Origin of the sequence: Nocardioides sp., from assembly GCF_050699375.1 — a bacterium.
Classification (GTDB): Bacteria; Actinomycetota; Actinomycetes; order Propionibacteriales; family Nocardioidaceae; genus Nocardioides.
On sequence record NZ_JBOHDN010000133.1, the window covers coordinates 1 to 26,892 of the forward strand.

The window sequence follows — 26,892 nt, forward strand, 5'->3', positions numbered from 1 at the left end:
CCCGGGGCCAGCTGCCACCCTTGTGGGAACCGCTCGGCGAGACCGAGACCTTCCAGGCGTCTCAGCGCGGTGCCGACGGTCTTCGGATGCAGGCACGCCGACCTCGCGATGTCGATCTGGGAGGACGCGCTGCTCACCGGGACAGCGTCGAGAACCTGCTTCTCGGTGGAGGTCAGCGAGTCTCGGCGGCGGACCGGTCCTCGAGGTTCCTCCGGGAGAGCCTCGCCCATATCGCCGACGAGCTCGCGTACGTCGAGCGCGTCGGTCACCAGCGTGCCCGTCCCGCTTCGGAGCAGCTCGTGGGTGCCGACCGACGTCACCGCACCCACCTGACCGGGCACCGCCATGACCGGGGTGTTGATCTTGTAGGCCCAACGAGCGGTGTTGAGGGAGCCGCTGCGTGCCGCGGCCTCCACGACGACGGTGCCCCGGGCCAGGGCAGCGATGAGCCGGTTGCGAGACAGCAACCTATGTACTTTCAGGTCACTGCGCGTTCGCCACCCCAGCCGGCTTGGCGTCAGTCCTCCGACACGCCCAGGGGTATCTATGACTCAAATGTCGGCGGGCGTCCCTATCGTTGTTTGTGGCGGGCAACAAGGCCCGCATTACGCAGGGGAAACGGAAACTCACATGAGTCGATATCAGGTGGTCTGCACCGAGCAGACCGGATGCAGCCGGGGTGGTCACATCAAGAGCGTGGGCACGGGCACCAACCCCGACCGCGCAAACGCGTCGTGGACCGTCCGGGAGGTGTGGGACAAGATCGACCGCGGGGACACGTTCTACACGGAGGCCAGCGGATACACGGCATCAGTCAAGAAGTACGACTGCCCGTGTGGGCGGGGCAGCCTCCGCAGCACCGCTGACGCGACGACCGCGAACAACCTCGACAGCCTCCGGATCTGCAGGTGGAATGCTGCCTGACGGGTAGTACCCCGGTCGAGGCCGGCTCTCAACGCACCTCCGGGGAAGGAGACTGCTGCGGAGCCGGCCTCGGCCCCCTAGTCACCCAGGTCGCCGGCGAGCGTTTCAAACGCCCGATAGTCATCGGCAAACCTGAGTACGTCGTGGACTAGTTGCTCATGTAGCCGGTTCTCCGCGTCGGGTAGGTCGCCCGCTTCCCACTCGTTGGCGGCGAGTGTCTCTAGGACGGCCTTGGCTTCGGTCCACTGGCGAGCACTGTCGGCGACGTTGTCCAGTAGGGCTTGCAGATGTTCGTTCATTCGGTGGCCTCCGCCTATGGGTTGAGCGCAGCCCTTGCGCCGCCAAGGTAGTCGGTCACCCTCGCGCGGATGCGTGGGTGCATCTCTAGCTCTGCGATCGCTGATGGCTCGAACCATTCGACCTCATGGGACTCGTCGCTTACCCGGAGCTCGCCGGCCACGACGTCACCTTTGACGCACACGGAGAACTCCTGCCGCACTTCCCCATCGTCGTAAGCGAAGACGTGTGTCGGGTCGGAGTAGATCCCGATCACGTAGTCGACCTGGATCTCGTAGCCGGTCTCTTCACGCACCTCGCGGACTGCCGTTTCGCGAACGGACTCACCGAACTCTGTCGTTCCTCCGGGGAGTGCCCACAGGTCGTTGTCTACTCGCCTCTGGAGCAGAATCTTGCCGTCCGGATCGGTGACGACGGCAGAGGCCGCTACGACCATCGAATTCGGCCTCGGTGCCTTCGGGTCGTTCCAGTAGTCGACTCGTCCCATGCCTGCCAGCCTAGGGCCAAGCGGTATCGGGGATCTCGGTTGTGGTGGCCCAGATGCTCTCGAAGTGAGACGAGAATCGGGAGAACAGCCCGTTGGGTGCAAGGCGCCGCAGGTGGAGCATGGGCGCGGAGGAACCCGTGGTGGCGTGTAGGTGCGGAGTCATGAGCATCTGATCGTCGAACCGGAACACGGAGTTGTAGAGCGGTAGGTCCTGATACCGCATCTCGAAGCTCTCGCACTCGCGCAACGGCCCGAAGTACTTCATCGTCGTACCGATCCGGGCAACGAGCGTGATCGGCTGAGCCTCCTCGGCGTCTCGGTAGGCGACGTGCGTCGAGCGTGGATCGGCAATGATGGCGCGGACCTTGCAGCCGTTCGCGCACTTGTCGAGGAGAACCGGCACCAACTCAGGATGGTCGAGGGCGAGGAAGTAGAGCGTGTAGCCCAGTAGATCGATCTGGTGCTCTGCTGAGCTGATCAGACGCCACCATGCATCGGTAGACATGTTCGAGCGATAGGGGTAGGTGGCGACCACCTCGCCCGTTGCCGATGCCGTGCTCTGTGGCTTCCGGTGAGCACCTGGCCATAGGAACTCCTCATCTTCGCCGAGCTCCTTGGCCACGATGAACCGCTGGCGAGGATGAGGCACCCGACCGCCTACCCAACGACTCACGGTCTTCGGGTCCCTGTCGGTGAGTGTTGCTAGATCCCTCGCGGTCACCTCGGCCCTCTGCATCGCAGCCAGCAGACGCTCATTCGCCACGGGGACCCCTGAACCGAGATAGACAGATGGGACGCTTTCCAGCCTACCGGCAGACGTCCCAAACGTCCCTGCGACGCGGTGTAGGCGTCCCACTGAGTGGTGATGTTCTGGATTCACCCGGGGCGCTGCTGGTGAGGATTGCCTCCGAAACCGAACCCTTTGTGGGCTAGCGGTGCCCCGGGCTCCAGGTTGGCCAACGACGGGGTACGGAGTGTCACAGATGGATGCAATGGACTGCGAGACGTGCGGTCTCCGATGGGGACCCGCTGGCAGTCATCCCCCGTGCCTTCCGCTCTCCGGCGACGAACGTCGGAAACTCATGGCCGATGCGCTCAACCGGCAGGCGGGGCGACCCCAGCCAGACCGGGAGTAGCCCCCAAACTAGTCCTTGCGACGCTTGAGCTTCTCGATCTCTTCCATGGTCGTGGTACGTGCCCTCAGCGACTCCAGGACACTCTCTGACTCCCCCTGCGCGCGTACGGCATCTGTGTAGTCGTCGATGGCGGTCATCAGGCTCCGAGGCTCAGCGGTGTTGTCATACTCCATCGCCTCCAGCCAGGTCTGCGCCTCGACGGCGAGGTCAACCAACAAGTCATGGATGTTCTCTGCACTGGTCTTCGCGGTCATGCTCATTCCGGTCTCCTAGTCATCATTGCTTCGCCACCCCACATAGCGCTCTAGCGCGTCGGTGACGGCCTCGGTGATCGTCTCGTTGCCCTTGCGCCGGCCAACGTCCTTCACTTCCTCCCAGAGCTCATCGGAGACGCGTACGCCCCGAAGTGGTGGGCCCTGGTGTCGATCTGCTTTCCGGTCCTTCGCCATGGGCGTCATCTTGTCAGTTCCATCCGTGTCCAAGTCCTAGACTCGGGGGCCTCTCTGGGATCTAGTCCATCTCAGAGGGGCACCCTCATTCCCAGGGCTACGCACCCAACTCTGCGAGCGCTTCGCCTAGCGTGTCTGTCGCGATGCTCACCGTGGCGCGCGACCACGTGTCGCCTTCGGTGGCGTCGCGCAGGAACTCGCCGAACGACTCCCAGTAATAGACTCCCGTCCACTCCGGCGTGCTCGCCTCGCCATCGACAACTACGGCGGCGTATTCGCCGGACGGCATTGTCCGAGTGGCAACGATCGCCCGACTCGGAACCCTGCCCGCGCTCACGCCGCAACCCTCCGCGCCTGACGTGTGAGCCAGTAGGCGGCCTGAACCGTGCGACGCACGCACGCGTCGACATCGGCACACAGCCACCGGGCAGACGGATCTGTCAGCAGACTCAGCGGACGGAGACCATGCGGGCTACCGCAGTCGCTACATGCCGCAGGCACGAATTGGAGTACGCCTCCTACAGGCACCCACTCCCCCGCACTCATCCGTTCGGCATCGGCGGCGAGGTCGAGGCAGGCCGAGCACTCCGGCCGTCTCCGGTCCTTGGGGACTGCCTTGCCGCATTCCACGCATCTTCGCGTGCGTCGCTCGCAGCGCTCCAGATCCTCCGTGGCCCACATGGCCTACTCCCCCAATCCCATGGTCTCGGCGGCGACGTCGTGACGGACCTGCTCACGCTCGGCCGGAGAGAGTGCCTCAAACGCCGCACACGACGCGTTGACGTTCTGGCGTCGCACCTCCGCGATGTAGGTAGCCAGAGTCTCGGCGAGCCCTGCCGCCTGCTCTACGTTGAGCCACGCGCTCATGAAGGTGTCGGGGTCCTCCTGAGACTGGAGACGTACGCCGAGCATGTGGGTAGATCCGTCTGCGATGTCCTGCAGGACAACGTCCGTGTCTCCGTCCCACGCTGCGACGTCGGAGGCGGCGATGTGCCTACCGTGCGCGTCACGGGTGTGCGTGTTGGTCTCCATCACGATCACTTCCCCATCCGAAGGTTGCGGGCGAAGTCATGCGCGGTGACTGCCACGCGCGGCACCTCTGCCACGGCGTGCGCTTCGTTCTGTGCGCAGGTGAACTCGTACTCGTCATCGGGCCACCATCCGTTGATGTCCAGATCTCCCGTGGCGTCGAAGTCGTCGGAGGTGTAGACCTGCTGACCATCCTCCGAGTCGTACGCCCCGTCTCCGTCGAACCATGCGGGGTGAAACCACGCGTCGAATCCGGTCAGGCTGTCATCCGCGACATTGGTCCGGTCGTCACCCCGGGAGAAGTTGTCACCTCCGGAGCGTCCGTAGATGCCCGTGATGACGATTGCGCCACCATTGCCAGCGGGCCACGCCACGACCATGCACCCACCCCCGGTGTTGTCGAAGGTCGAGCCCGGAAGGGCTGCGATGAGTTCCGCTACTGCCTTACTCATGCCGACACCTTCTCGGCGGCGAGGTTGCGCCACACCACGACCTGAGCCGCTGCGAGCGCACCGCGAACCGTGGCCTGGTGACGCGTGGTGGTCAGGCTGTACTTCGTGTCAGGCACGGTCCAGCGACCTCCGCCGAACCACGCGATGGGGGTTGCGTACGAGTAGATGGCGTACTCACTCGCGAGGAACCCGTCCACGTACTCGGCAGGCAACCTGCCAGCGTCCCAGATGCCTACGCGTCCACCCTCGCCCCGGATGGCTCCGTGCGTGGTGAACGCCTCCCTGTTGGCGATGGCCTTGCCGATCGCCCTCACGTCCCGCGTGCTGATCTTCATGTCTCTGCCCTTTCGATGTGGTGGTTAACCACCCTGTGATCCGGTCCGCTAGTTCGATCCGGAGACACCATCGTCACATGGTGGTTAACCACCTGTCAAGCAACCAAAGCTCACACTTTCGGTAGACATTGATCTGCCCATGCTGCGAAGAGGTGAGCGCGCGTCCATCCACGCGAGGACGAAGGGCTACGCGTTGAGGGTGGCAACGATGGCGAAGATCAGAGCACCGATGGTCGCAGCGTCGCGCCTTGCCCCATGAGCCATGACAACAGACGCGACCCAAGACACGTACGCCTATCAAGTGGACCCATCCCCCACCGACCACGCAACGCGCGTCGTACGTCGCATCCTCCGGCCACTGGCGAAGCACCTGGACCACGTCGGGGCGAGGGTGGGGGATGACCCCCTGAGCTCCAGGCCGGCCCCACCGGGATGTGGTAGCGAGCGCCGCCCTGTGACATTGCCAGGTCTTAATTACCCACGATTCAGATGTAATGGATATCGCCAGATCACGGCGCAGTGCGATGCCGCGAGGGCCTGTCAACGCGTGGCGCGGCGTCCGAAGGACGGTTTGCCGGGTCGTTCCCAGCGTGCCAGCGGCGGGACAAGAAAGGTGGCGACAAGATGAAGATCAACTTGCCCTCCAGGTGGATTCGCTCGATCAGATCTAGATCCGGCTTCGGCGGCTTCGCACGGTTGGAGGACATTGTCCGACCAGATCCAGCAGATTGCTTGTCAGATTGTTCGCCACTGCCAGCCTCGCCAGGGGCGTAGGGGGAGAGCTTGCTCGACCCTCTCGCCGCCTGCTGACCCGTGAATATGTTGAGAGTGATTGGGATGAGAGAAGGGTTCGCGCTACGCGGGCGGAGCGGTTGAGGGAGCGTTAGCGACCGAAGCCGCGTAGCGGTCCCCCGCCCCTTCACCCCTTGGCGCCTCGCCTCTATATAAGTGCCCGATTTTTTTCTGAGACACCAGTCCCGACTATCAGGCGGCAATCTCTCCACTGAAGATGTAGACCACCGGGGCGACTTCGAGTAAGTCGCCGTACGGCTCCAGCCACCTGCCGAACTGGCCTCCAGGCCGGCTCTCCGCGACGAACTCAGGCGCATCCCAGAACATCCGGCGCGAGTAGATCCGCCTCGCTGTCTTCTTGCCGATCTGGAATGGCGAGCCGTGCGCCACGATCCAGCCCTCGTCATGGCATCGCTGCATGTGCGCGGCTCCCGTATCCCGCTTGATCCCGTACGCTGCAGCCGCGAGGGTCATCGTTGGCTTGCCGGAGTCGAAGTAGAAGACGCAGAACCCCCACGCCTTCCGCAGGACGGCGCCCCTGGGGTCGAGCGCCAGCATCTCGGCGCGCCAGTCAGTCCGGAACCACTCATCGCCACCCTTGGGCCAGTCGCGATCATCCCCACTCATGACGAGATCCTTCATGCTCATGTCGAGGCACTGGCAGCCGGCGGGGTGCTCCTCGAAGTCGCAGCTCGTGCCGTACTCACCCACGACGATCCGGCCCCTTCGTTCCGCCGCGCCGCCAGTACCCATCAGGCTTGCGCTTCGGCCCCTCGTCGCGATCCGGGTCGTGCGGACGCTCGGCACCACAGTTGGTGCACACCCATCCGCCCCTGAACATCGCGGAGGGCTTGCCGCACCGATCGCACAGTCCGCGGTCAGGCATCGTCGCCCCCTTCGGCCAGCATGATCGAGCGCAGCCGCCTGACACTGGCCAGCGGCGAGGTGTCCAGTGCGTCATGGCAGCGCCGGCAACGCGGCGCGTAGTGCTCGATGTGAAGGCAGTACGGCATTGGGTTCTTGTGTCGCCCCCGCACCCCGCCAAGTAGCTCGCCCGGACAGCCGCGTACGTAGGACCACTGGTGCATCCGATCCGTATTGCCGCAATCGGCGCAAGGGTGGCTGCTGGCCGGCCCCCGTGTGAACCGAAGTCGCGAGTGCATCGCGTGGTATGTCGGTGCCCCCGCACCTCTGTTCAGGTCGCCGATGGTGGCTCGTACCTCGCGGCCACGGCATCCACACGAGACGGTCTCCCCGCTCAGTAGGCGCGCCTCCCGCGTCACCTTCTCCACGCCGCAGACGCAGACGCATCGCCACATCCGGAATCGCGTCCCGTTGGGCGTGACGTGCGTCGGTGCTTCCTCGGTGACGGTAAGCCGACCGAAGGTGTAGTTGATGTCAACCTTGGCCATCTTGATTCCCCTCTTTCGTTGGTCGTACTTCGATGTATGTATTGATGCTGAACCGGGGGCGCCTCGACTTCCGCGGGCCACCTGCCGGCGCCACTCCCCAGCGACGCTCGGAACCCGCGGTGGACTCCAGGGCGCGCCCCGATCCAGCGGTCTATGTGCGGCTGCGCCACCTATGCGGACGCGCTACTCGTCGTCGTCCTCGGCGTTGAGATCGCCGGCCTCCAGGGCTTCGTCCTCCTTCTCCCATTCGGCCATCAGCGCAGCCATCTCGGGAGTGAGGTCGTTGTTCTCTGGCACGAGCTCGATACCGGCCTTCCGGCGTGCTGTCTCGGTGAACATCAGCGCATCCAGGCTCTGTGTAATCGTCCGCAGCATCTCCGGCGAGCGCCGCGGGCTAGAGCCGCCTTCGCCCTGCCGGATCCAGCCGTTCACCGCTTCGCATGTGAGATAGAGCTGCGCTACGTCGGTGGTCTGCCAGTACGCCGCGGCGCCGTTGGCCTGAGCCGATGCCCAGATGAGCATGGCTGTTCGGTGCCAGTCCGGGTTGGGCTCGACCGCCATCAGCGGCAGTGCCTCAACCTTGGTGATCGACACACCTCGGCTCTTGCGCTGGCGCTCGCCCGCAGGGCTCAGATCCTCGCTGCGATTCCTTGGTCTACTCATGCAGCGTCCTCCTCAGCGAGCACGTACTCGCCATCGACGAGGCGAACGGCGAGCGTCGGCCAGTTGAGCATCCGCTTGCAGGTCAGAATCGCGGAGTACGACATCACCCCTTCGCCGGCCATCACCCTCGCGCAGAACCTGACGGCCGCGGGGTTGTCGCGGTGGTCGGCTGCGACCTTCTTGAACATCGGCTCCACGTGGGCGCTCATGCCGCCATGATCGGCGGCGAGCAGAACGCGCGACATCTGGCGAGCGAACTTGTCTTGTGTGGTGCTCATGTCTTCCTCCTTCGGTAGTAGTTGAGTTGGGGAAGGGCCGGCGCCCCACGTGACTGGTTGTTGTTCGCCAGCCCTTCCCGGCTTGATAGGGCGGCCGCGCCACGCTGAACCACTTCGGTCGCAACGCAGCCGCCCCGGCTTGGTGGGTTACAGCAGGTGCCCGGGCCTGCGGCCGTCGATCGAGCCGTACGCCCGTCGATCGCCACGCGGCCGATTGCCGTCTACGCCGCCAGCGAGGTTCACGTCCTCCTCGGCCAGGTCAGCCTCCGGCGCTACGTCCTCGCCTGAGCCCGGGTCAATGCCCAGACGCTCCAGAACTCGACGTGTACGCCGCGAGGTCACGCCGCCACCGACTCGGCGGTGACGAAGTACCGGAACGAGACGTACGGTCGGTTGCTGACCTGGTCCACGTTGCTAGAGATCTCCACACGGTCGAAGGTGACCACTCGGCCGGCACCGGGGATCACCTTGCCGACGAGTCCACGCCCACGGGCTTCGTGGGTGGCTTGGCGCGCCGCGATGTAGGCGTTGTTCACCACGCCCGGCGATGCCTCGGAGTAGGAGAGCACCACGCTGGCCTTCGTGGTGGTGCCGACCTTCTCGACCGACGCCACGCGGACCATGCCCTTGGTGTCGCTGGCACCGAGGCCGTACCCCCGAAGCGGAATCATCCGCTCCAGTACGCCCTCCGCGATCGAGCCGAGCACCGGCTTCTCGGGGTAGACGCTGAGCACAGAGAAGGCCAGCCGGACGACGTTGTCCTCGCCGATCGACGCTGACATCTGCCGCCAGCCCGAGCCTTGGAGCGGAACTCCGGGGAGGGCGCGACCGATCTCCATCGACAGGTTGCGCCCATCGATGGCGCGGTTGAACGAAACGTACTTGGGGAGATAGGCGACGAGCTCAACCTCGCCACCGACGTTCCCGTACCGGCCGACGGTGTGGGTGCCCTTCTGGACGATGTAGACGAGGGGCTTCTCGACCTCGGCCGGCTTGGCCGGAGCATGGCTCACAACGGCCTCCGCCTTCGTGGCCCACATCTTCTCCCCCAGCGTGTAAGTGACGGCTTCGGCCAGTACCGGCTTCTCGGGCACGATGGCCTCGACGGCACGCCGCGCAGTCTGCTCCGCCTTCTGGATGAGCCCACCCTGCTGCGAGCGCAGCCGCTCGACGCCATAGTCCAGCGCGAGGACGGACAAGGCCGTCTTCTCGGCCTGCTTGGTGGTCGGGTCGTACGACGCTGCGAGGGTCTGCCGATCCTCGATCAGCTGCTGGAGAGCCTGCTGGAGCTCAGCCACGCGCTTGTTTGCGTCGTCGGCCTTCTGCTTCGACTTCTCGTGAGCCGAGAGAGCCAGGTTGGTGTTGGTCATGATCTGCTGATTCCTATCTGCGCCCTACGCCTTCGGCAGGGTCGCGCCGGTCGCCATCTATTGACGAGTCCGGGATGTGCTGGTTGACTTACGTGTGAATCGGGAACTAGAGCCACTCAGAGCAGATCTGAGAGCCCTCCAGGGTCTCCGTGGTCCACTTCGACCCCTACGAGCCTCCTAGGGGCCTTCTACGGCCTCTGAGACGTCTTCCTCGTCCTCACCCCGGCAGGACCAAGAGATGCACTTGGCTTTCAGTCGGATCACACTCGTGGCGGGCCTGCTGAACTCGGCTCCGCAGGTACCGCAACGCACGATCACCTTCGTCCGGTTGTTCCCTGCGGTGCGTACGCGATAGGGCACCTCTTGTATCTGGAACCGGTAGCCTTCGGCCTGTTGCCACCACGTGCCGATGAGCAGCGACCCGGGGTAGTCGCTGATCGTGCGGTCCTCGATGGCCATCTACGCGGCTTCGTCGCAGTAGTCGACGCGTCCGAGGAAGGCTGTACGTTCGCCGTGGGCACGGTCGCGCTTGCGCTTCTTCACCGCATCGAAACCATCCACGACCTCGATCTCGAACGGCACCTCGACGCGAACCCTCTTCTTCATGCTGGGCACGCGAGGCAGTAGGCGGAAGCCGCCCGGGCCAGTCCAGGTCTCGTGTGCTTCGGCGAGAACCTCGCCACGTACTCCGATCACTTCTGTGTCTCCTTCTCTAGTCGGTGCTGAACTCGTAGGTGGTTATGCCGTCGATCAGCCGTTCGGGCTCCGCTGCCTTCGGCAGCACCGCCGTGTGGCCATTCCTCCGGGCTCCCTCCCAGAGGTCGAGCAGATCGACGGCCCGGAGCTTCCGTGTGGACTTGTCTTTGGTGCTGATCACCTCGAACCAAGGCCCCTCGACGGACACGACTCGCCACGGACCTATCTGAGCTCCGACAAGCGCCAGCGCCTTGCGGTGGACGCCAGCCGACGCCTTCGCGGCTCCCGTGAGGGCGTCCGACTCCTGCCGCGTCATGCGGCGACCGTCGTTGATGGGCTAGAAACGCTCCCCAGTGCCGCCCTGCGCGCTTCCTGCAAGTGCGGACGGGGAGAGCCCTTCCGCTTAGCCAGACCTGCCCAATTCACATCGGTGATGGAGATGCGGAAACGGACCAGACGCGGGAGACCCGGAGTGTTGTCCTCCCAGACCTTCTCAAAGGATTCTGGCTTCGACTCCAGCGCCGAGATGACGGTCTTCTCCGACGACTCGACGACGACGTACTCGTCCTTCTCGTAGCCCATCGTCACGTGGTTGACGGATGTCTCGTACTCGTTGACGTGGCTCATGCGGCCGCTCGCTTGCGTGCCTCGGCCAGCGCTTCGACCTCGGCGCGATCGAACACGAGCGTGTTGCCGAACCGGCCAGCCGGCTCGATCTCGATACGGCCATCTCGGCGATAGGCCAGGAACGTCGTCGTCCGCAGACCGAGCATGGTTGCCGAGTCCTCGGCATTGATGATGTCGAGCATGTGATGCACTCCTCCCGCGGTAGGGCCGTTAGGCCTATTGACTCTCCGCCCAATATGTTGTAAGCGGTACGAGAGTTGAGGCTAGTGCCCGACCCGGGGAGTTCCGAGCACACTCAGGGCGTTGCATCGCGACGCACGACAAAGCCCCGCCACGCTCGACGGCATGACGGGGCTTCGGTTGGGGGGCAGGCGGGCCTAACTGCGCACGTACAGACGCAGCAGGGCAGCTAGAGCCGCGTCGTACGCCGGGTCCTTCACCGGCGAGCCCGCGGGGTTCTGAGTCACCTTGCGGAGGCCGTAGACGACACGATCCGACCACGCTGGCGACACATCGAGCGGCGAGCCGACTCCGCTCTCCGCTACGGCCCATCTACGCGTACGTAGAGACCGGACGAGCGTGTCCCACTCGGCACCCTGCGGACCCTGCGAGCCGGGGACGTGCACGCCCTTGCTCGACGCCTTCGGAGTAAGCACGATTCCGGCGTGCTCGTTGTCCACGAAGATGACGTACGGACCGATCTGGATCTTGTCTACACGGCTCATCGGCTCGCCTTCACTTCTCGCGACCCTCAATGACGTTTCCCGGAATACGGATCTCAGCGTCTCCACGCTTCCCTTTGACCCAGATCTCAATGCGGTCCTTGGGGTCGGTCCTATTACCGATCCTACGATGAAGAGTGACCTCCGCGAGCCTGTCCAGCACGATGCGTTGGTCTGCCATCGACTGAGAGAGGAATCCGCGTACAGACTCGGCCCGAACCTTCTCCCACTCGATCTCCTGCCCAACCACTTGCCCGCGAGCCTCCAGGGCTTTCACCTGGGCCCCGAGATCTCCCATGGCGGCCTCATACTCGCGCTCTGGCATCGACCCACCACCGAAGACGCGCGTGAGGGTCGCCTGCCGACTTCGCAGCGCCTCGACCTGTTCGGCGATGTCCTCGGTGCTCGCACGCGCCCCGTGGTCGCCCACGACGCTTCCCGGCGCCACAGCAGCGACGGTTGCCGCGATCACACTCCTGACGAACTCATCAGCGACCTCGCGACCAACGGAGACATGAGAGTCACCGCAGACGTACGCCGGTCCCGTTGAGCTCACCTTGCCGGCCCTCATGGTCTTCCCGCACGTCCCACACCGCATGATCCCTGTAAGCAAGTTCGCTGGCAGTCGTCCAGTCGTGGCGGTGCCCGTACGCCGTCCAGGATCGGCGAGCTTCGCCCCGAGCAGGGTGAACGTCGTCTCGTCCAAGATCGGTTCCCACCCGCCCCGTCCGAGCACCGTGACCTTGTTGGAGGGCTTCTCGACGGAAGTGACGTAGCCAGCGATCCGCGGATTGGTCAACAGGTTGGCGATGCCGCGTCGCGTCCACGGCTTGCGTGTGCCGTCGTCGTTCATGCGTTGGTATGGCGAGGTGAGTCCCTGCGATGTCCACCGGCGCCCGAGCTCAGCCATGCCCACGCGATCGTTGATGATGTCGTCGGCGGCCTGCCGCATCGCCTTGGCCTCGACCTCATTGACGGAGCCGTCTCGGTTGTAGCCGAGGATCTTCACACCAAGCCATGGCTTGCCCTCGGAGCGACGCTGGACGTGAGCGAGCTTCTGCCTAGCGGCCTTGCGCTCAACCTCTTGCCTTGCCACCGCGGCGAGGATGCGAGCGACCATGCGCCCTGTGTCGTTGGTGAGATCGATATCGCCCGTAGCGGTCGCCACGAGCACGCCGTGTTCCTCGCAAAGGAGGATCAGTCGCTCAAGGTCCGCCATGTTGCGAGTGAGCCGGTCCAGGTGCCATGCGACGACTACATCCACCTCGCCGGCCTCGATCATCTTGAGGATGCGTTCCCAGCCCGGACGGAGCTTCCCGCCGTACGCTGATATGGAGATGTCATCTACCGACGACTGCCCGCCAACCTCGACCAGATCCCAGCGCTTGTACTCGATCAGGCGCAGGCACTCGCCGCGTTGGCGACTGTTGCTCTTGCCCTCGCCGGTCTGGTCGAGAGACGCCCGGGTGTAGATCACTGACCTCATGGAGCGACGGTAACCCTAAGGGGACCGCTTGAGGAAGCGGAACCGGGTGACCGAGCGGCCAGGAGCGATCTCGGAGATCACCGCACCGGACTCGGCGATGACGTCCAGGAGACGCTCGTTGCGCAACGGATACGGCACGTCGACGCCACCGGCGAGCACGGCGACCGTGCTCCCGGGCGGACCGGTGAGCGCGCCGCGATGCGCGCCCGCGTCGATCCCCACCGCTCCCCCGGAGATCACCACGAAGTCATGGACCGCGAGATCGGCGCTGATCCGGGCCGCGGCATCGGCACCATAGGCGGTCGCCTCCCGCGAGCCGACGATCGCGACCGACCGGTCGAGGTCGCTGAGCTGAAGCGGCCCCCGCACCCATAGCCCCAGCGGTGTCCCTGTGCGGTTCTGAACGGGCTCGTGTCCAGCGAGGCGCTCGACCTGGACGGGCCACTCCTCATCGCCCGGAATGACATAGCGGAAGCCGGCCCGGGCCCCCAGCTCCAGATCGCGGTCGGGGTGAATCTCGGCGAGCCGGGCCCTCGCGTCTCGCGCGTCGTCGCCGAGCGCCGGATCCTCCTCCGCGAACCGCTGGTAGATCTGGGTCGCCGTCGACCCCACCAGGTAGGTGTCGAGCGACGGGGAGCCGGGCTCTATCAACTGGGTCAGCGCGATCCGGGCCAGGCGTTCGCGTTCGAGGTCTGTGAAGTCGGCTGACGCCGTCGCAGTGCTCACGCCGACCTGCCCTCGTAGGTCTCCACCGACAGGTTGCCGCCAGAGCGCAGGGCGAGCGCGACCTCGGTCTCGGCGACCCCCGGCCACTCGACCCCCGCGAGGTCGGCGACGGTCCACGCCAGACGATGCACACGCACCGCACCGCGCCGCGTCAAAGCACCGGAGAAGATGCGCGAGTCGATGAGCGCCTCGGCCGAAGGCGGCAGCGGCCAGTTGTCGCGCAGCGCGATCCCGCTGGCCTGTCCGTTGAGTCGCCACCCGAACTCCGCATAGCGCTCTCGCTGGAGCCGTCTGGCCGCGGTCACCCGTTCGCGGATCACGGCGCTGGTCTCCGATCCCCACGGGTCACGGTTCTGCTCGGCCATCGGCCGCAATGTGCGCGTGATGTCGATGCGGTCGGTGATCGGTCCGGAGACCTTGCGGGTGTAGGCGGTCCGCTCGTTCATGCGGCAGATGCACCCGTCCTTGGTGACTCCGCCGTCGAAGTTGCCGCACGGGCAGGGGTTGGCGGCGAGCACGACGAGCCCACGGGCCGGGAGCGTCACCGACTCCTCTCCTCGTGACACGGTGATGTCACCGCTCTCCAGCGGCTCACGCAGACACTCGATGACGTCGCTGCGGAACAACGGAAACTCGTCGAGGAAGAGAACGCCGGCGTGGGAGAGCGAGACCTGACCCGGGCGGACCCGGCCGGAGCCTCCACCGACGATCCCCGGTTTCGAGGCATCGTGGTGCGGGGCCGCGAACGGCGGCCTGGTGAGGAGGCCCTGATCCACGTCGAGCACGCCCGCCAGCGACTGCACCGCCATCACCTCGAGCGACTCCTCGCGGGAGAGGTCGGGCAGGATCGTAGGGATCCGCTCGGCGATCGACGTCTTCCCGCAGCCCTTCGGCCCCTTCAGCAGCAGGTGGTGACCACCGGCGGCGGCGACCTCGACCGCGTAGCGGGTCTCGGGCATGCCACGCAGGTCCGACATGTCCATGTCTTCGAGCCGCCGCTCGCCCCGCCAACCGAGCAGACTGCCACCGGTGCCGATCGCGATCGGCGGGGCCTCGGGCACGGGCTCGCCGCGCAGCTCCGCCACGACCTGTGCGAGCGAACGGAACCCCAGGATCTCCATCCCCGGCACCATCCGCGCCTCGGCCACCTGCGGCTCCGGCACCACGACCCGGGCGATCCCGGCGTGCGAGGCGGCCAGCACCATCGGGAGCACGCCGGAAGCCGGTCGCAGCCCACCGTCCAGGGCCAGCTCACCGATGAAGACGGTGCGCTCCAGGCCGCCGGGCTCGAGCTCGCCGCTGGCCGCGAGGATCGCCAACGCCATCGCAAGATCGTAGTGGGAGCCACCTTTCGGCAGGTCCGCCGGCGAGAGCAGGACCGTGATCCGTTTGGTCGCGGCCCACTCCAGCCCGGAGTTGATGATCGCCATCCGCACCCGGTCACGGCCCTCGGCCAGCACGCTGTCGGCGCGGCCGACCAGCGTCACTCCCACCAGTCCGGGCGAGACATCCGCCTGGACATCGACCAGGTGGCCGACCGCGCCTCGAAGCGCGACGCCATGCGCACGTGCGTAACCCATCACAGGCCCCTGACGTGCTCGACCAACGCCGACCCGCGGGGCGCGTGCATCACCGCGACGAGGTCGATCCGGATCCCGGGCGCTCGCACGTCATGCTCCTGGAGCCAGGCCATCGCCAACCGCTTCAGCCGGTCGAGCTTGGTCTTGTCGACCGCCTCATGGGGAGTGCCGCACCCATCATGGCTGCGGGTCTTCACCTCACAGACGACGAGCGTGTCGTCCTCACGCAGGACCAGGTCGATCTCGCCGTCGTCGCACCGCCAGTTGCGGTCGAGCACGGTCATGCCCGCCTCGACCAGATGCCTCTCGGCGACAGATTCGCCGTAGTTTCCCAACGCGATCCGCGCTGGCGCCGTTGAACTCATCATGGACCTCCTGCCATTCGGCTTCGAGGTCCAGACTCATCGCGAGCACCGACAATCCGAGCAGGTTTCGGGGCACCTGTGGATAACCGCTGATCGAAACCACCCTGTGGACAGCAGCTGGCCCGAGACGGGCCGCGATCAGTCCAGTGGCTGGTCGATGTCGGGCGGGTTGAGTGTCTCGACATTGACGTCCTTGAAGGTGAGCACCTTGACGCCCTTCGCGAACCGGGCCGGCCGATACATGTCCCACACCCACACGTCGTTCATCGACACCTCGAAGTAGACATCCCCCGAGTCCGTACGCGCCCGCACGTCGACCTGGTTGCACAGATAGAACCGGCGATCGGTCTCGACGACGTACTTGAAGATGCCGACCACGTCGCGATACTCGCGATAGAGGGTCAGCTCCATCTCCGTCTCGTACTTCTCGAGATCCTCCGCGCTCATGCCGCCGCCTCCGTAGAAGAGAGCGAAGAATACGGACGCGCCGGCCTGAGGTAATCGTTCGCTCGCTGACGCTCGCTCATGCCTAGGACTCTAGGGCCAACACCCGCGAAGCGCCGGGAAGACTCCACGAGCGCCGGTGATAGGCCGACGGTCCCAGGCGCTCCAGCGCGGCGACGTGAGCCGGAGCCGAGTAGCCCTTGTTGTCGGCCCAGGCATAGTCGGGAAACTCATCGTGCAGCGCGACCATCAGCGCGTCGCGCGAGGTCTTCGCCAGGATCGAAGCGGCGGCGACGGCGGCACACTTCATGTCCGCCTTGATCATCGTCGTCACCGGCGGCACCTCGACCAGGTCGGTCAGCTCGGAGACCTCGCCGAAGAGCCCCTCCTGAACCGGAGGGGTCAGATAGTTGTGGTTGCCGTCGAGCAACAGCGCATCGGGACGTACGTCCAACGCGCCCAGCGCTCGCTGCCCGGCCAGCCGCATCGCGGCCATGATCCCGACCTCGTCGATCTCCGAGGCCAGCGCGTGCCCGACGGCGGAGTCGACCGCCCACCGGCGCACCATCGGTGCGAGCGTCTCGCGTGCCTCGGGGGTCAACAGCTTGGACTCACGGACGCCCTGGGGTGCCGTCCGGCTGGCGGCGGAGATCACCACGATGCCGATCGAGACCGGTCCGCACAGCGCACCGCGCCCCACCTCGTCGACGGCACCGAGATGGGTGACGCCTTCGCGCAGCATCGACCGCTCGACGCGGAGGGTGGGCGCGGCACTCATTCGGAAGGCACACCCTCGAAGCTGTCGGGGCGGTGGATCCACTTCGCCCGGTCCAGCGGCCAGCCCAGCGCGACGACCTTGCCGACCACATTGTCCTCCGGTACCCACGGCACCAGTGCGCAGTCGGTCTCCTGAGCGGTGCACATGTGCACGGTCGAGTCGGCGGAGTTGGACCGGTTGTCGCCCATCACGAACAGCGAGCCCTCCGGGACGGGGCCGATCTCCCAGTGCCGGGAGCCGGGCATCGGCCCGAAGCACGCGCCCTCCTTGTTGGGGCGGCCGCACTTGGTCTTGGAGGGCCGAGCGTATGTCTCCTCCTCGATCGAGATCCCGTTGACCTGCAGGTGCCCCTGCTTGTCACAGCACACGATCACGTCGCCGGGGACGCCGATGACCCGCTTCACCAGGTGGCCGCCCTCGGGATAGAGGCCGATCACCGACAGCGCCTTGCCGACCAGGTTGTCCGGGCCGGCCGCCTCATCGACCCCGAGCCAGGAGCCCGGGTCGGAGAAGACCACGACGTCGCCGCGTTTCGGCGTACCCGCCAGCCAGTAGGACGGCTTCTCCACCAGCACCCGGTCGTCGGTCGACACCGACGGACCGCCCTGCAGGCCAGGCTCCATCGACTCCGAGGGGATGTAGAAAGCCTGCACGAACAGGGCCTTCACGATGATCGCGACGAGTATCGCCAGCACGACCAGGACGATGCCCTCCTGCCAGGCCGACAGGCCGGGCTTGCGCTCTTCCTCGCGTCGATGGCCGCTGGGCGGCCGCTGCTGCTCGGGGGTCCAGCGTGGCGCCTGGGCAGAAGACGAGAACGACCGCGATCCCCCCATCTCGGGCCGGTTCCAATGGGCCTGGGGCCCGGCTCCGGCGGAGGGGTCGCGGTCGTTCGAAGTCACGCGGTGAGTCTAGAGACTCCCTCCACAACGAGCCTCATCGACTCGCTGTGTAAGAGATCGCGCGGGGAGGGTCGCCGTCGCGTAGGAGGTGTCCCTCGCCACGCGATCTCTTCAGGGGGCTCAGGCTTCGCGACGCTCCTTGATCTTGGCCTTCTTGCCGCGCAGGTTGCGCAGGTAGTAGAGCTTCGCGCGGCGGACGTCACCGCGGGTCTCGACCTCGATCTTCTCGAAGATCGGGGAGTGCAGCGGGAAGGTGCGCTCCACGCCGATGCCGAAGGAGACCTTGCGGACGGTGAAGGTGCGGCCGATGCCGGAACCGTGGATGCGGATCACGACGCCCTGGAAGACCTGGACGCGCGAGCGGGTGCCCTCGATGACCTTGACGTGCACCTTGACGGTGTCACCGGCGCGGAACTCCGGCAGGTCGTCGCGCTTGACGGCGTTGCCGACCTCAGCGAGTACGTTGCTCATCATTTCTCCTCGCGCTCGCCACAGGCCGATCGCGGTTCTCAAAGGCCCCCGGAGGGGCAGTCTTGGCGGGTGGCCCAGTCGTGCTGGCCGGCGGCGTACGGTTCCCCCTGTGGCAGGAGCCCGTCGCGACACCTCCGGGTGTGTTCTTCGGAGCATGCTTCGGCCGACTGGACCGGCTAGCAATTCTGCCACAACGCCGCGGGCCGCCGAGAATTGAGGGAGTAGCCGCGCGGAGCGCGGAGACGTACGCAGGCGCTCGGCGCTCGTGCGAGGATGCCCCCGTGACCGACTCCGACTGGCCACCGCACACCTATGTGACGCGCCCCTATCGCCAGCGGATCCCGCGCGGCCCGCGCGCGGACAGGCTGCTCCGCGAGGTGACTGTGGCGCTGCCGGCCCACATCGCCGACCTCGACCTGGTGCTGGAGCGGCCGGTGGGCGCGATGACGACCGCCAGCGCCGGCGCGCTGCGGCATCTCGACCTCGTCCACGGGCGGACCATGGCCGGTCTCAACCATCTGCAGCTGCGCACCGAGGCGATCGACTCCTCCAAGATCGAGCACGTCGAGGCGAGCCTGTCCGACTACGGACGTGCGCTGCTCGGCATCGGCGCGAACGCCTCGGCGGTCTCGATGGCCTCGGCGACCCAGGCGATGCAACGCCTCATCAGCGAAGCCGACACCACCCGGAAGATCACCTCCGACGCCATCCTGCGCGCCCACCGCGACCTGTTCGTGCGCAACCCGGACGAGGCGGCCGGCTCAGGCAGGTTCCGCACCGTGCAGAACTGGGTCGGCGGCTCCGACTACGCGCCCCGCGACGCCCTCCACGTACCACCCCCGCCGGAGACGGTCGTCGACTACATCGAGGACCTGGTCGCCTTCGCGAACCGCGACGACCTCGCCCCGATCGCGCAGGCCGCGATCGTGCACGCTCAGTTCGAGTCGATCCATCCCTTCATCGACGGGAACGGCCGGATCGGCCGAGCGCTGATCCACGCCGTTCTACGGAGACGGCGCTCGTCTCGGCATCTGGCCGTGCCGATCGCCTCCGCGCTCGTCTCGCACCGCGACCGCTACTTCGCGGCCCTCAACGACTACCGGGCCGGTTCCGCGGCGACGATCATCGCGATGCTCGCCGCCTCGACGACCATCGCGACGACCGAGTCGTGGAAGACGGCTGAGGCCCTGGAGCGCATCCGGCGCGGCTGGGGCGGGGCGGCCGGCGACCCACGGCCGGGGTCCGCTGCGTACCGTCTTCTCGACCTGCTCACCGAGGAGCCCATCCTCAACGCCGCTCTCGTCACCGAGCGCATCGGCCTCGAGGACGCCACCGAGACGATCGAGGGCCTGGAGCGGGCGGGCATCCTCACCGGCGCCAAGCGCACCCGCCGCTCCCCCGTATGGCTCGCGCCTGCGGTCCTGGGCGAGGTCGAGGACCTCAGCACCCGGATCCAGCAGCAGGCGCGGCGGCTGCCGTACGGACCGCGGTGAGGTCTGTTCCTTCAGCAAGGTATGCAGCCGAAGGACCACATCCCACGCGGAGGTCCGCTAGGGATGTGCGCCTTGACCTGCATACCTTGCTGAAGGAACACCGCGTACGCCGCGAGGCCCGCCCCCGCGAACCGGGACGGGCCTCGTCGATGAGGTGATCGCTCAGCCGAGCTCGGAGTAGCCGGGCTCGTGGAGGACGGTGTCGATGCCGGCCACCTCGTCCTCCTCCTTGGCGCGGAACCCGATGGTCTTCTCGATCGCGAAGCCGATGACGAAGGCCACCACGAACGAGAAGGCGATCACGGTGAGCGAGGAGAGGACCTGAGCGCCGAGCAGCTTGAAGCTGCCGCCGAAGACGAGGCTGCCACCGGTGAGCGCCTCGATGCCGAAGATGCCGACCCACACGCAGCCGATGAAACCTGCGACCAGGTGGATGCCGACCACGTCGAGCGTGTCGTCGAAGCCGAGCTTGAACTTGAGCTCCACGGCCAGGGCGCAGATGGCACCGGCGACCAGACCGAGCACGAGGGCCCAGACGGGGCTGACGAACGCACAGGCCGGCGTGATGGCCACCAGACCGGTCACGATGCCGGACGCGGCGCCGACCGCGGTCGGCTTGCCGTCCTTGAACTGCTCGACGACGATCCAGCCGATCAGACCGGCGGCCGGGGTCAGGATGGTGTTGAGGAAGATCAGCGAGGTCTGACCCTCGTCGGCGCCGAAGACACCGGTGTTGAAGCCGAACCAGCCGAACCAGAGGATCGCCGCACCGATCAGCACGAGCGGTACGTTGTGGGCGACCGTCTCCTCCTTGGAGAAGCCGACCTTGCGCCGGCCGAGCACGAGCGCCAGCGCCAGCGCCGCGGCACCTGCGGACTGGTGGATCACCGTGCCGCCGGCCCAGTCGAGAGCACCGCCGAGGCCGTAGACGTTGTTGGCGAGCCAGCCGTAGAAGTTGCCGTCGGCGTCCACTCCCCAGATCCAGCGGAAGGTCGGGAACACCACGAAGGTGGCGAAGAAGACCGCGAAGATCATCCACGGCCAGAAGCGCGCACGGTCGGCGACCGCGCCCGAGACCAGGGCGACGGTGATGATGCAGAAGGCGACCAGGAAGGCGTGCCCGCCGAAGAGGTTGCCGGCGTCGCCGCTGCCCGCGGAGTTGACCAGGTCGGTCATCCCGAAGTCCTCGAACGGGTTACCGAAGAGCTTGGTGCCGCCGCTGGTGCCGTTGCCGGCGATGCCGGTGCCGCCGTAGAGGACGTAGAGGATCGTGACGACGGCCATCGAGCCGAAGCTCAGCATCATCATCGAGACGACGGACTTGGCCTTCACCAGGCCGCCGTAGAAGAACGCGAGGCCGGGAGTCATGAAGATGACCAGGGCCGCGCACAGGAGTTGCCATGCAAGTTCGACAGACATTCAGTGCCTCATAGTTGAGTCTCGGGATGTGGCTGTGACGTCAGGCGAGCCACGTCGCTCGTCGTACGTATTGCCCGGCATCGTTGCGACGCAACGTTTCAGAGGCTGTTTCCCCGTGTTACAGGAAAGTAACAGAGTTGTCGGTCACCGTTCCGTCACCGACGAGGTGCATGAGTCTTCGTCATGATGACGGCGCCCGGCGGGGCCTCGAGATCGCGGCGCAGCCGGAACCCGGCCTTCTTGTACATCCTCTGGTTGCGCTCGCTCCTGGCCCCGGTGAAGAGCCGAAAGGTCCGCGCGCTCGCCGGGGCGACGGCCTGGATGTGCTCGAGCAGCTGCCGCCCGAGACCCCGTCCCTGCAGATCAGCGGCTGTCATCAGCCGTCCGATCTCCCAGACGTCGTCGACGAGCCGACCACGTACGGAGCCGACCAGCCGTCCCGCGGAGCGCACCACGTAGGTCTCGTGCGTCTCCAGCGCGGCGACCGCGTCGTCCAGCGTCTCGTGCAGCGGCGGGATCTCGACGCCGGGGTTGAGGTTCATCTCCTGGACCCAGCAGGCGAGCTGAAGGGTGTAGAGCTCGGGGGCATCGGCACGGACCGCGGGCCCGATCTCCCACTCAGACTCTGCCTGGGATGCGTGGAGCAGGTCGGGGCGGCGTACGGCCGTGCGGGTGACCGCCTGCTCGTGGCGCCACTGTGCGATCCGCTTGTGGTCGCCGCTGAGCAGCACCTTCGGCACCTCCAGGTCGCGCCACGACGCGGGCTTCGTATAGACCGGATACTCCAGGAGGCCGTCCTCGTGGGACTCCTCCACGAGCGACTCGGCGTTGCCCATGAACCCGGGAAGAAGGCGTACGACGGCCTCGGTGATCGCCATCGCGGCGACCTCTCCCCCGTTGAGGACGTAGTCGCCCAGGGAGATCTCGCGGACCTCGGCACGGGTGGCGGCGTGGTCGAGCACCCGCTGGTCGATGCCCTCATAGCGGCCGAGCAGGAAGACCAGCCGCTCGCGGGTGGACAGCTCGCGGGCGAGCTTCTGGGTGAACGGCTCGCCGCTCGGGGTGGTCACGATGACGGTCGCCCCGTCGATCGCCAGCTCGTCGAAGGCCTCGCCGAACGGCTCGGGCTTCATCACCATCCCGGCGCCACCGCCGTAGGGGGTGTCGTCGACGGTGCGGTGCTTGTCGTGTGCCCATGCGCGCAGGTCGTGGACATGCATCTCGAGCAGCCCGGACTCGATCGCCTTGCCGGGCAGGCTCAGCCGCAGCGGGTCGAGGTAGTCAGGAAAGATCGTGAGGTAGTCGAGCCTCACTTCGTGTCGTCCTCGTCCTCGGGGAACGGCGTGACCAGGCCGGGGCGGTCGGCGATGACGACCTTCTTCTCCGCGAGGTCGACCACGGGCACCAGCGCCTTCACGAACGGCACCAGCGCGTCGCGCCGGTCAGGGGTGCGGATCGTCAGCAGGTCCTGCGCTCCCCCGTGGACCAGGGACTTCACCGTGCCCAGCTCGCGGCCGGCCTCGTCGAAGGCGGTCAGCCCGATCAGCTGATGGTCGTAGTACTCATCGGGGTCCTCGGGTGACTCCTCGGCCGGTACGTCGGCGAAGAGCAGGGTGCCGCGGGCAGCCTCGGCCTCGTTGCGGTCGGCGATCTCCTCGAAGGCGACCTGGAGCACCTGCCCGTGCCAACGGGCACCCTCCACGGTCAGCTGCTTGGCTGCGTACGCGGATCCCTTGGGCGGCTGGGTCCGCAGCACGGCTCCCTCGGCGAACCGCCGGTCGGGCTCGTCGGTGCGCGCCTCCACGGTCACGAACCCTCGGATGCCATGCGGCTTGCCGATCCGTCCGACCAGCACCTCGATCAACTCCACGAGGTGAGCCTAGAGGGTGGCGTACGTGGGGCCGAACTCCTCGGCGTGCGGCGGCCGATCCCGGGTAACACGCTGTTCGTAGGACTATCCGGTCGTTCTGATAGGGCGAGTAGTACTACGAACGACGTGTTACACGGGATCAGGCGCCCGAAATGAGCGATGGGCGCCACCCCCGGAGGGGTGGCGCCCATCGTGGACGTGCCTGATGCTCAGCGACCGCCGTCGACGTCAACGAAGTCGACCCGCGCGCCGCCCTTGCCGGCCAGCGCGGAGATGACCGTACGGAACGCGGTGGCGGTGCGGCCACCGCGGCCGATCACCTTGCCGAGGTCGTCGGGGTGGACCCGGACCTCGAGGACGGAGCCGCGACGAAGCTGCTTGTCGCGCACGCTCACCTCGTCCGGGTTGTCGACGACTCCTCGGACGAGGTGCTCGAGAGCTTCGGCGAGCATGCTGCTCAGGCCTCGGCCTCAGCGGAGGCCGGAGTCTCCTCGGCCTTGGGCTCCTCAGCCTTGGGCTCCTCGGCGGGAGTCTCCTCAGCCTTGGGCTCCTCGACCTTCTCAGCCTTCTCAGCCTTGGGCTCGTCGGACTTCTTGGCCTTCTTGGTGACGGCCTCAGCCTTCTCGACCTTGGGCTCCTCGGCCTTCTCGTCCTTCTTGGCCTTCTTGGTGACGGCCTCGGAACCAGCCGACGCGTGCGCCTCGGCGAGAGCCTTGTTGAAGAGCTCGAGCTTGTCGGGCTTCGGCGGGGCGAACCGGAGGGTGCCCTCGGCGCCCGGAAGGCCCTTGAACTTCTGCCAGTCGCCGGTCACCTTGAGGATCGCCTCGAGGGCGGGGGTCGGCTGCGCGCCGACACCGAGCCAGTACTGGGCGCGCTCGGAGTCGACCTGGATGAAGCTCGGCTCCTCCTTGGGACGGTAGAGACCGATCTCCTCGATGACAGCGCCGTCGCGCTTCTTGCGCGAGTCGACGATGACGATGCGGTACTGCGGAACCCGGATCTTGCCCAGGCGCTTCAAGCGGATCTTGACAGCCACTGTTGGTGGTATTCCTTTGGAATCGAATATGGGTGAAGGAGCCCGTGTCGGTGTGGGGACACCCGTCAGGCAGCTTCGGCGGGCACTGTTGCGCTGGGTGAGAGGGTCCCTGCGCACAGGACACGCTCCTCAGTTTGCCAGAGTCGATCTGGCACGAGAAATCCTTACGCGTGGAAACGCGGCGGCGGATCCGGCTCAGCCGCTGTAGACCTTTCCCCGCAGTACGACGGCGGTGGGACGTCCCAGGACGGTGAGGTCCGCGAGCGGGTCGCTGTCGTAGACGACGAAGTCGGCGGGGTCACCCTCGCTGAGACCGGGGTTCCAGCCGAGCCACTCCCGGGCGCGCCAGGAGGCGGCCCCGAGGACGACGTCGGCGGGCAGCCCCAGGTCACGCATGGCGAGCACCTCCTCGTGGATGACGCCGTGCCTCTGGTCACCGGCTCCGTCGGAGCCGGCATAGAGCGCCACGCCAGCTTCGTACGCGCTCATGATCGTCTCGCGGCGGCGGGCGAAGAGATCCTCCATCGTCGCCGCGTACGTCGGGAACTTGGCCTCGGCGGCGGCCGCCAGACCGGGAAAGATCTCGAGCTGGGCGACCGTGGGGACCAGCGCCGTGCCCTGCTCGGCCATCGTCTCGACGAGGTCGACGCTGAGACCGGTGCCGTGCTCGATGCAGTCGATGCCGGCCTCGATCAATCCCGGGAGGACCTCGTGGCCGAAGCAGTGGGCGGTGACCTTGGCGTCGTTGTCGTGGGCGACCTTGATCGCCTCGGCGAACGACTCGGCCGGGAAGGAGGGCTTCAGGTCACCCTCGGCGCGGTCGATCCAGTCGCCGACCAGCTTGACCCAGCCGTCGCCCGACCTCGCCTGCCGCTCGACGGCCTGGACGAGGCCGTCGGGCTCGACCTCGTCGGCGTAATTGCGCATGTAGCGCTTCGTACGTCCGATGTGGCGCCCGGCGCGGATCAGCCGCGGCAGGTCCTCGCGGTCCTGGACCCAACGGGTGTCAGCGGCCGAGCCCGCGTCGCGGACGAGCAGCGCACCGGCGTCACGGTCGGCGATCGCCTGGGCCTCGGCGGTCTCCCGGTCGACGGCGCCGTCGGGCCCGAGCCCGATGTGACAGTGGGCGTCGACGAGACCGGGCACGATCCAGCCGGACGCCCCGGTCTCCGCCCCCGACGGCCGCTCATAGGTGATGCGGCCGTCGAGGACGTACAGGTCCCGCGCCTCTCCATCGGGAAGGACCGGTCCGGAGAAGTGCAGCGCAGTCATGTGGCGCAGATTACTACCGAGGTCGCGGACTCACCTGGAACTCGACGGCGCAGGCACCTTCACCCCCGCCGCCTCGAGCACGGAGACGTGCTGGGCGAGAGGGATGACCTGGCCGGTGATGACCCTGCTCTCGTCCCAGCCGATGGAGGTGGGTACGCCGACGAGCTCGCCGTCGTCGTTGACCGCGGCACCACCGGAGTTGCCGCCGGAGATGCGGGCGGTGACATCGAAGACGGCCCGATCCTCACCCTCGAAGGAGAGAATCGTCGCGACGTTGCCCTCAGCGACCGTCGGAGGCTGGAAGAACGCGCCCTCCTTGTCCCTGAAGCTCTCCTTCGGCAGGCTCGGGAAGCCGATGGTGGCGATGAAGTCGCCGCGCTCGACGGCGCCGGAGTCGCCGAGCGAGATCGTCGGCAGGTCCAGGGAGCCGGGGTCGATCTGGTTGCCGTCCGCGTCGGCCGTGATCTGCACGACCGCGCTGTCGATCTCGCCGTCGGACTCGATCACCTTGCCGACGTAGTCGGGCTCGCCGACCTTGTAGCCCTCCGCCGGGTCGGTCAGGTGGATGTTCACCGACTCGGGCGAGACCTCGCCGCGGGCGGCGTACTCCGGGATCTTCGCCGGGTCGGCGACGTGGGCGTTGGTGAGGATCTTGCCGTCCTTGGTGACGATCGAGCCCGACCCCATCGCGATCGTGTCCGCGGTCGGTGCGTAGGTAATCCAGACGGCGGCTCGCTGCGCGCTGTTGAGCTCGTCCTTGGTCAGGCCGGTGTCCTGGGCCGCCGGGTCGTCGTTGGGGATCACGAACATCGCGACCACCAGGCCGATGACCACTACCGCCGCCGCGGCGCCGATCCCACCCCACAGCAACAGCTTGTTGCGACGCTTCGCGGCAGCACGGGCAACCTCGACCTCGGCAGCGTAGATCGGGATGATCTTGAGGATCTCGCCGGCGACCGGGTGGCCGAGGCGGATCTCGGTCTCCTCGTCGATCCCCTCGCTGACCAGCGGCTTGCCCTTGAGGAAGGAGCCGGTCTGGGAGCCGTTCTCGAAGGTCCAGCCGCCTGGCTTGGCGACCAGGCGCGCGTGCTGGCGCGAGACGCCCTGGTCCTCGAGCACCACGGAGTTGTCGGCCGCCCGGCCGATGGTCACCGTGACCGGGTGCCGGAAGCGGTGCTCCTTGCCCTCGGCGACCAGCAGCAGATCGGGTCCGGTCGGCTCAGTAGGTGGCTGTCCGGGTGCGGCGGGCCGCGCCATCCCCGGGGCGATCGTCATCTCCGATGGGTCTTGAGCCGCGACCGGATGCGGAGGCGGGGGTCCGCCCGCCCGCGCGGAGGGCGCGCCGCCGGACGGGACGCCGCTGGACGGGACGCCGCTGGGC

The 26,892-nt window shown here is 66.8% G+C and carries 38 protein-coding genes; 3 read left to right on the forward strand and 35 right to left on the reverse strand.

Features of this window, described 5'->3' with window-relative positions; all coding sequences use genetic code 11:
• Positions 1-467: DNA-processing protein DprA (locus ACRDPS_RS09600; RefSeq protein ID WP_431501404.1), on the reverse strand; the 467-nt coding region annotated here is incomplete at its 3' end.
• A gap of 163 nt (positions 468-630) precedes the next feature.
• Here ACRDPS_RS09600 and ACRDPS_RS09605 point away from each other — a divergent pair.
• Positions 631-924 carry a DUF3892 domain-containing protein gene (locus ACRDPS_RS09605; RefSeq protein WP_431501405.1) on the forward strand — a complete coding sequence of 98 codons (294 nt, stop codon included), beginning with the start codon at positions 631-633 and terminating at the stop codon, positions 922-924.
• A 77-nt stretch (positions 925-1,001) separates the two neighbouring features.
• Here the strand turns inward: ACRDPS_RS09605 and ACRDPS_RS09610 are convergent, their stop codons facing one another.
• The 12 genes from ACRDPS_RS09610 to ACRDPS_RS09665 form a co-directional block, all read right to left on the reverse strand.
• Positions 1,002-1,223 (reverse strand): hypothetical protein, encoded by a 222-nt coding sequence (locus ACRDPS_RS09610; RefSeq protein ID WP_431501406.1) that lies wholly within the window; start codon positions 1,221-1,223, stop codon positions 1,002-1,004.
• Positions 1,224-1,237: 14 nt separating this feature from the next.
• Positions 1,238-1,708: an NUDIX hydrolase gene (locus ACRDPS_RS09615; RefSeq protein ID WP_431501407.1), complete on the reverse strand. Its 471-nt coding sequence runs from the start codon at positions 1,706-1,708 to the stop codon at positions 1,238-1,240.
• A gap of 10 nt (positions 1,709-1,718) precedes the next feature.
• Positions 1,719-2,330: a hypothetical protein gene (locus ACRDPS_RS09620; protein WP_431501408.1), complete on the reverse strand. Its 612-nt coding sequence runs from the start codon at positions 2,328-2,330 to the stop codon at positions 1,719-1,721.
• A 522-nt stretch (positions 2,331-2,852) separates the two neighbouring features.
• A complete protein-coding gene (locus tag ACRDPS_RS09625) occupies positions 2,853-3,104 on the reverse strand; it encodes a hypothetical protein (protein WP_431501409.1) in 252 nt (83 codons plus the stop codon).
• Positions 3,105-3,113: 9 nt separating this feature from the next.
• The gene (locus tag ACRDPS_RS09630) at positions 3,114-3,293 is read right to left on the reverse strand and encodes a hypothetical protein (protein WP_431501410.1); all 180 of its coding nucleotides are present in this window, start codon (positions 3,291-3,293) and stop codon (positions 3,114-3,116) included.
• A gap of 97 nt (positions 3,294-3,390) precedes the next feature.
• Positions 3,391-3,582, reverse strand: a complete 192-nt coding sequence (locus tag ACRDPS_RS09635) for a hypothetical protein (protein ID WP_431501411.1) — start codon at positions 3,580-3,582, stop codon at positions 3,391-3,393.
• 395 nt (positions 3,583-3,977) lie between these two features.
• Complete coding sequence (locus tag ACRDPS_RS09640; RefSeq protein WP_431501412.1) at positions 3,978-4,325, reverse strand: hypothetical protein; 348 nt, start codon at positions 4,323-4,325, stop codon at positions 3,978-3,980.
• Positions 4,326-4,330: 5 nt separating this feature from the next.
• The gene (locus ACRDPS_RS09645; protein ID WP_431501413.1) at positions 4,331-4,774 is read right to left on the reverse strand and encodes a hypothetical protein; all 444 of its coding nucleotides are present in this window, start codon (positions 4,772-4,774) and stop codon (positions 4,331-4,333) included.
• Complete coding sequence (locus ACRDPS_RS09650; RefSeq protein ID WP_431501414.1) at positions 4,771-5,109, reverse strand: hypothetical protein; 339 nt, start codon at positions 5,107-5,109, stop codon at positions 4,771-4,773. The genes ACRDPS_RS09645 and ACRDPS_RS09650 overlap by 4 nt, the downstream gene beginning before the upstream one ends.
• Before the next feature lie 984 nt (positions 5,110-6,093).
• Positions 6,094-6,612: a hypothetical protein gene (locus ACRDPS_RS09655; RefSeq protein WP_431501415.1), complete on the reverse strand. Its 519-nt coding sequence runs from the start codon at positions 6,610-6,612 to the stop codon at positions 6,094-6,096.
• 884 nt (positions 6,613-7,496) lie between these two features.
• Positions 7,497-7,976: a hypothetical protein gene (locus ACRDPS_RS09660; RefSeq protein WP_431501416.1), complete on the reverse strand. Its 480-nt coding sequence runs from the start codon at positions 7,974-7,976 to the stop codon at positions 7,497-7,499.
• Positions 7,973-8,254: a hypothetical protein gene (locus tag ACRDPS_RS09665; RefSeq protein ID WP_431501417.1), complete on the reverse strand. Its 282-nt coding sequence runs from the start codon at positions 8,252-8,254 to the stop codon at positions 7,973-7,975. The genes ACRDPS_RS09660 and ACRDPS_RS09665 overlap by 4 nt, the downstream gene beginning before the upstream one ends.
• 156 nt (positions 8,255-8,410) lie before the next feature.
• On the opposite strand from ACRDPS_RS09665, the gene ACRDPS_RS09670 reads away from it, so the two are divergent.
• Entirely contained in the window at positions 8,411-8,542 is a 132-nt protein-coding gene (locus tag ACRDPS_RS09670; protein ID WP_431501418.1) for a hypothetical protein, read from the forward strand.
• 50 nt (positions 8,543-8,592) lie between these two features.
• Here ACRDPS_RS09670 and ACRDPS_RS09675 read toward each other — a convergent pair whose 3' ends face one another.
• From ACRDPS_RS09675 to rplS, 15 genes are all read right to left on the reverse strand, one after another.
• The gene (locus tag ACRDPS_RS09675; protein ID WP_431501419.1) at positions 8,593-9,624 is read right to left on the reverse strand and encodes a hypothetical protein; all 1,032 of its coding nucleotides are present in this window, start codon (positions 9,622-9,624) and stop codon (positions 8,593-8,595) included.
• Positions 9,625-9,801: 177 nt separating this feature from the next.
• Positions 9,802-10,083: a hypothetical protein gene (locus ACRDPS_RS09680; protein WP_431501420.1), complete on the reverse strand. Its 282-nt coding sequence runs from the start codon at positions 10,081-10,083 to the stop codon at positions 9,802-9,804.
• A complete protein-coding gene (locus ACRDPS_RS09685) occupies positions 10,084-10,230 on the reverse strand; it encodes a hypothetical protein (protein ID WP_431501421.1) in 147 nt (48 codons plus the stop codon).
• A gap of 106 nt (positions 10,231-10,336) precedes the next feature.
• Positions 10,337-10,636 (reverse strand): hypothetical protein, encoded by a 300-nt coding sequence (locus ACRDPS_RS09690; protein WP_431501422.1) that lies wholly within the window; start codon positions 10,634-10,636, stop codon positions 10,337-10,339.
• Positions 10,633-10,947: a hypothetical protein gene (locus tag ACRDPS_RS09695; RefSeq protein WP_431501423.1), complete on the reverse strand. Its 315-nt coding sequence runs from the start codon at positions 10,945-10,947 to the stop codon at positions 10,633-10,635. Before ACRDPS_RS09695 ends, ACRDPS_RS09690 begins: the two co-directional genes overlap by 4 nt.
• Positions 10,944-11,129 (reverse strand): hypothetical protein, encoded by a 186-nt coding sequence (locus ACRDPS_RS09700; RefSeq protein WP_431501424.1) that lies wholly within the window; start codon positions 11,127-11,129, stop codon positions 10,944-10,946. Before ACRDPS_RS09700 ends, ACRDPS_RS09695 begins: the two co-directional genes overlap by 4 nt.
• A 195-nt stretch (positions 11,130-11,324) precedes the next feature.
• Positions 11,325-11,672, reverse strand: a complete 348-nt coding sequence (locus ACRDPS_RS09705) for a hypothetical protein (RefSeq protein WP_431501425.1) — start codon at positions 11,670-11,672, stop codon at positions 11,325-11,327.
• A gap of 10 nt (positions 11,673-11,682) precedes the next feature.
• Complete coding sequence (locus tag ACRDPS_RS09710; protein ID WP_431501426.1) at positions 11,683-13,155, reverse strand: recombinase family protein; 1,473 nt, start codon at positions 13,153-13,155, stop codon at positions 11,683-11,685.
• Between the two features lie 15 nt (positions 13,156-13,170).
• A complete protein-coding gene (locus ACRDPS_RS09715) occupies positions 13,171-13,881 on the reverse strand; it encodes a DNA-processing protein DprA (RefSeq protein ID WP_431501427.1) in 711 nt (236 codons plus the stop codon).
• Positions 13,878-15,461: a YifB family Mg chelatase-like AAA ATPase gene (locus tag ACRDPS_RS09720; protein ID WP_431501428.1), complete on the reverse strand. Its 1,584-nt coding sequence runs from the start codon at positions 15,459-15,461 to the stop codon at positions 13,878-13,880. Before ACRDPS_RS09720 ends, ACRDPS_RS09715 begins: the two co-directional genes overlap by 4 nt.
• Positions 15,461-15,826, reverse strand: coding sequence for a YraN family protein (locus tag ACRDPS_RS09725; protein ID WP_431501429.1), 366 nt, complete (start codon positions 15,824-15,826; stop codon positions 15,461-15,463). Before ACRDPS_RS09725 ends, ACRDPS_RS09720 begins: the two co-directional genes overlap by 1 nt.
• A gap of 138 nt (positions 15,827-15,964) precedes the next feature.
• Positions 15,965-16,273: a DUF2469 domain-containing protein gene (locus ACRDPS_RS09730; protein ID WP_431501430.1), complete on the reverse strand. Its 309-nt coding sequence runs from the start codon at positions 16,271-16,273 to the stop codon at positions 15,965-15,967.
• 82 nt (positions 16,274-16,355) lie between these two features.
• On the reverse strand, positions 16,356-17,048 hold the full coding sequence (locus tag ACRDPS_RS09735; RefSeq protein WP_431501431.1) for a ribonuclease HII: 693 nt from the start codon (positions 17,046-17,048) through the stop codon (positions 16,356-16,358).
• Positions 17,045-17,950 carry a signal peptidase I gene (lepB, locus tag ACRDPS_RS09740; RefSeq protein WP_431501432.1) on the reverse strand — a complete coding sequence of 302 codons (906 nt, stop codon included), beginning with the start codon at positions 17,948-17,950 and terminating at the stop codon, positions 17,045-17,047. The genes ACRDPS_RS09735 and lepB overlap by 4 nt, the downstream gene beginning before the upstream one ends.
• A gap of 120 nt (positions 17,951-18,070) precedes the next feature.
• On the reverse strand, positions 18,071-18,421 hold the full coding sequence (gene rplS / locus ACRDPS_RS09745; RefSeq protein ID WP_431501433.1) for a 50S ribosomal protein L19: 351 nt from the start codon (positions 18,419-18,421) through the stop codon (positions 18,071-18,073).
• Between the two features lie 281 nt (positions 18,422-18,702).
• Between rplS and ACRDPS_RS09750 the strand changes: the two genes are divergently transcribed.
• A complete protein-coding gene (locus ACRDPS_RS09750; protein ID WP_431501434.1) occupies positions 18,703-19,914 on the forward strand; it encodes a Fic family protein in 1,212 nt (403 codons plus the stop codon).
• 162 nt (positions 19,915-20,076) lie between these two features.
• Here ACRDPS_RS09750 and ACRDPS_RS09755 read toward each other — a convergent pair whose 3' ends face one another.
• From ACRDPS_RS09755 to ACRDPS_RS09785, 7 genes are all read right to left on the reverse strand, one after another.
• Positions 20,077-21,333, reverse strand: coding sequence for an ammonium transporter (locus ACRDPS_RS09755; protein ID WP_431501435.1), 1,257 nt, complete (start codon positions 21,331-21,333; stop codon positions 20,077-20,079).
• A gap of 155 nt (positions 21,334-21,488) precedes the next feature.
• Positions 21,489-22,646, reverse strand: a complete 1,158-nt coding sequence (gene trmD / locus ACRDPS_RS09760; RefSeq protein ID WP_431501436.1) for a tRNA (guanosine(37)-N1)-methyltransferase TrmD — start codon at positions 22,644-22,646, stop codon at positions 21,489-21,491.
• Positions 22,643-23,203 carry a ribosome maturation factor RimM gene (gene rimM, locus ACRDPS_RS09765; RefSeq protein WP_431501437.1) on the reverse strand — a complete coding sequence of 187 codons (561 nt, stop codon included), beginning with the start codon at positions 23,201-23,203 and terminating at the stop codon, positions 22,643-22,645. Before rimM ends, trmD begins: the two co-directional genes overlap by 4 nt.
• A 209-nt stretch (positions 23,204-23,412) precedes the next feature.
• A complete protein-coding gene (locus ACRDPS_RS09770; protein WP_378727840.1) occupies positions 23,413-23,655 on the reverse strand; it encodes an RNA-binding protein in 243 nt (80 codons plus the stop codon).
• 5 nt (positions 23,656-23,660) lie between these two features.
• Positions 23,661-24,239: a 30S ribosomal protein S16 gene (gene rpsP, locus ACRDPS_RS09775; RefSeq protein WP_431501438.1), complete on the reverse strand. Its 579-nt coding sequence runs from the start codon at positions 24,237-24,239 to the stop codon at positions 23,661-23,663.
• A gap of 195 nt (positions 24,240-24,434) precedes the next feature.
• The gene (locus tag ACRDPS_RS09780) at positions 24,435-25,511 is read right to left on the reverse strand and encodes an amidohydrolase family protein (protein ID WP_431501439.1); all 1,077 of its coding nucleotides are present in this window, start codon (positions 25,509-25,511) and stop codon (positions 24,435-24,437) included.
• 30 nt (positions 25,512-25,541) lie between these two features.
• On the reverse strand, positions 25,542-26,892 hold a 1,351-nt coding region (locus tag ACRDPS_RS09785; RefSeq protein WP_431501440.1), incomplete at its 5' end, for a trypsin-like peptidase domain-containing protein.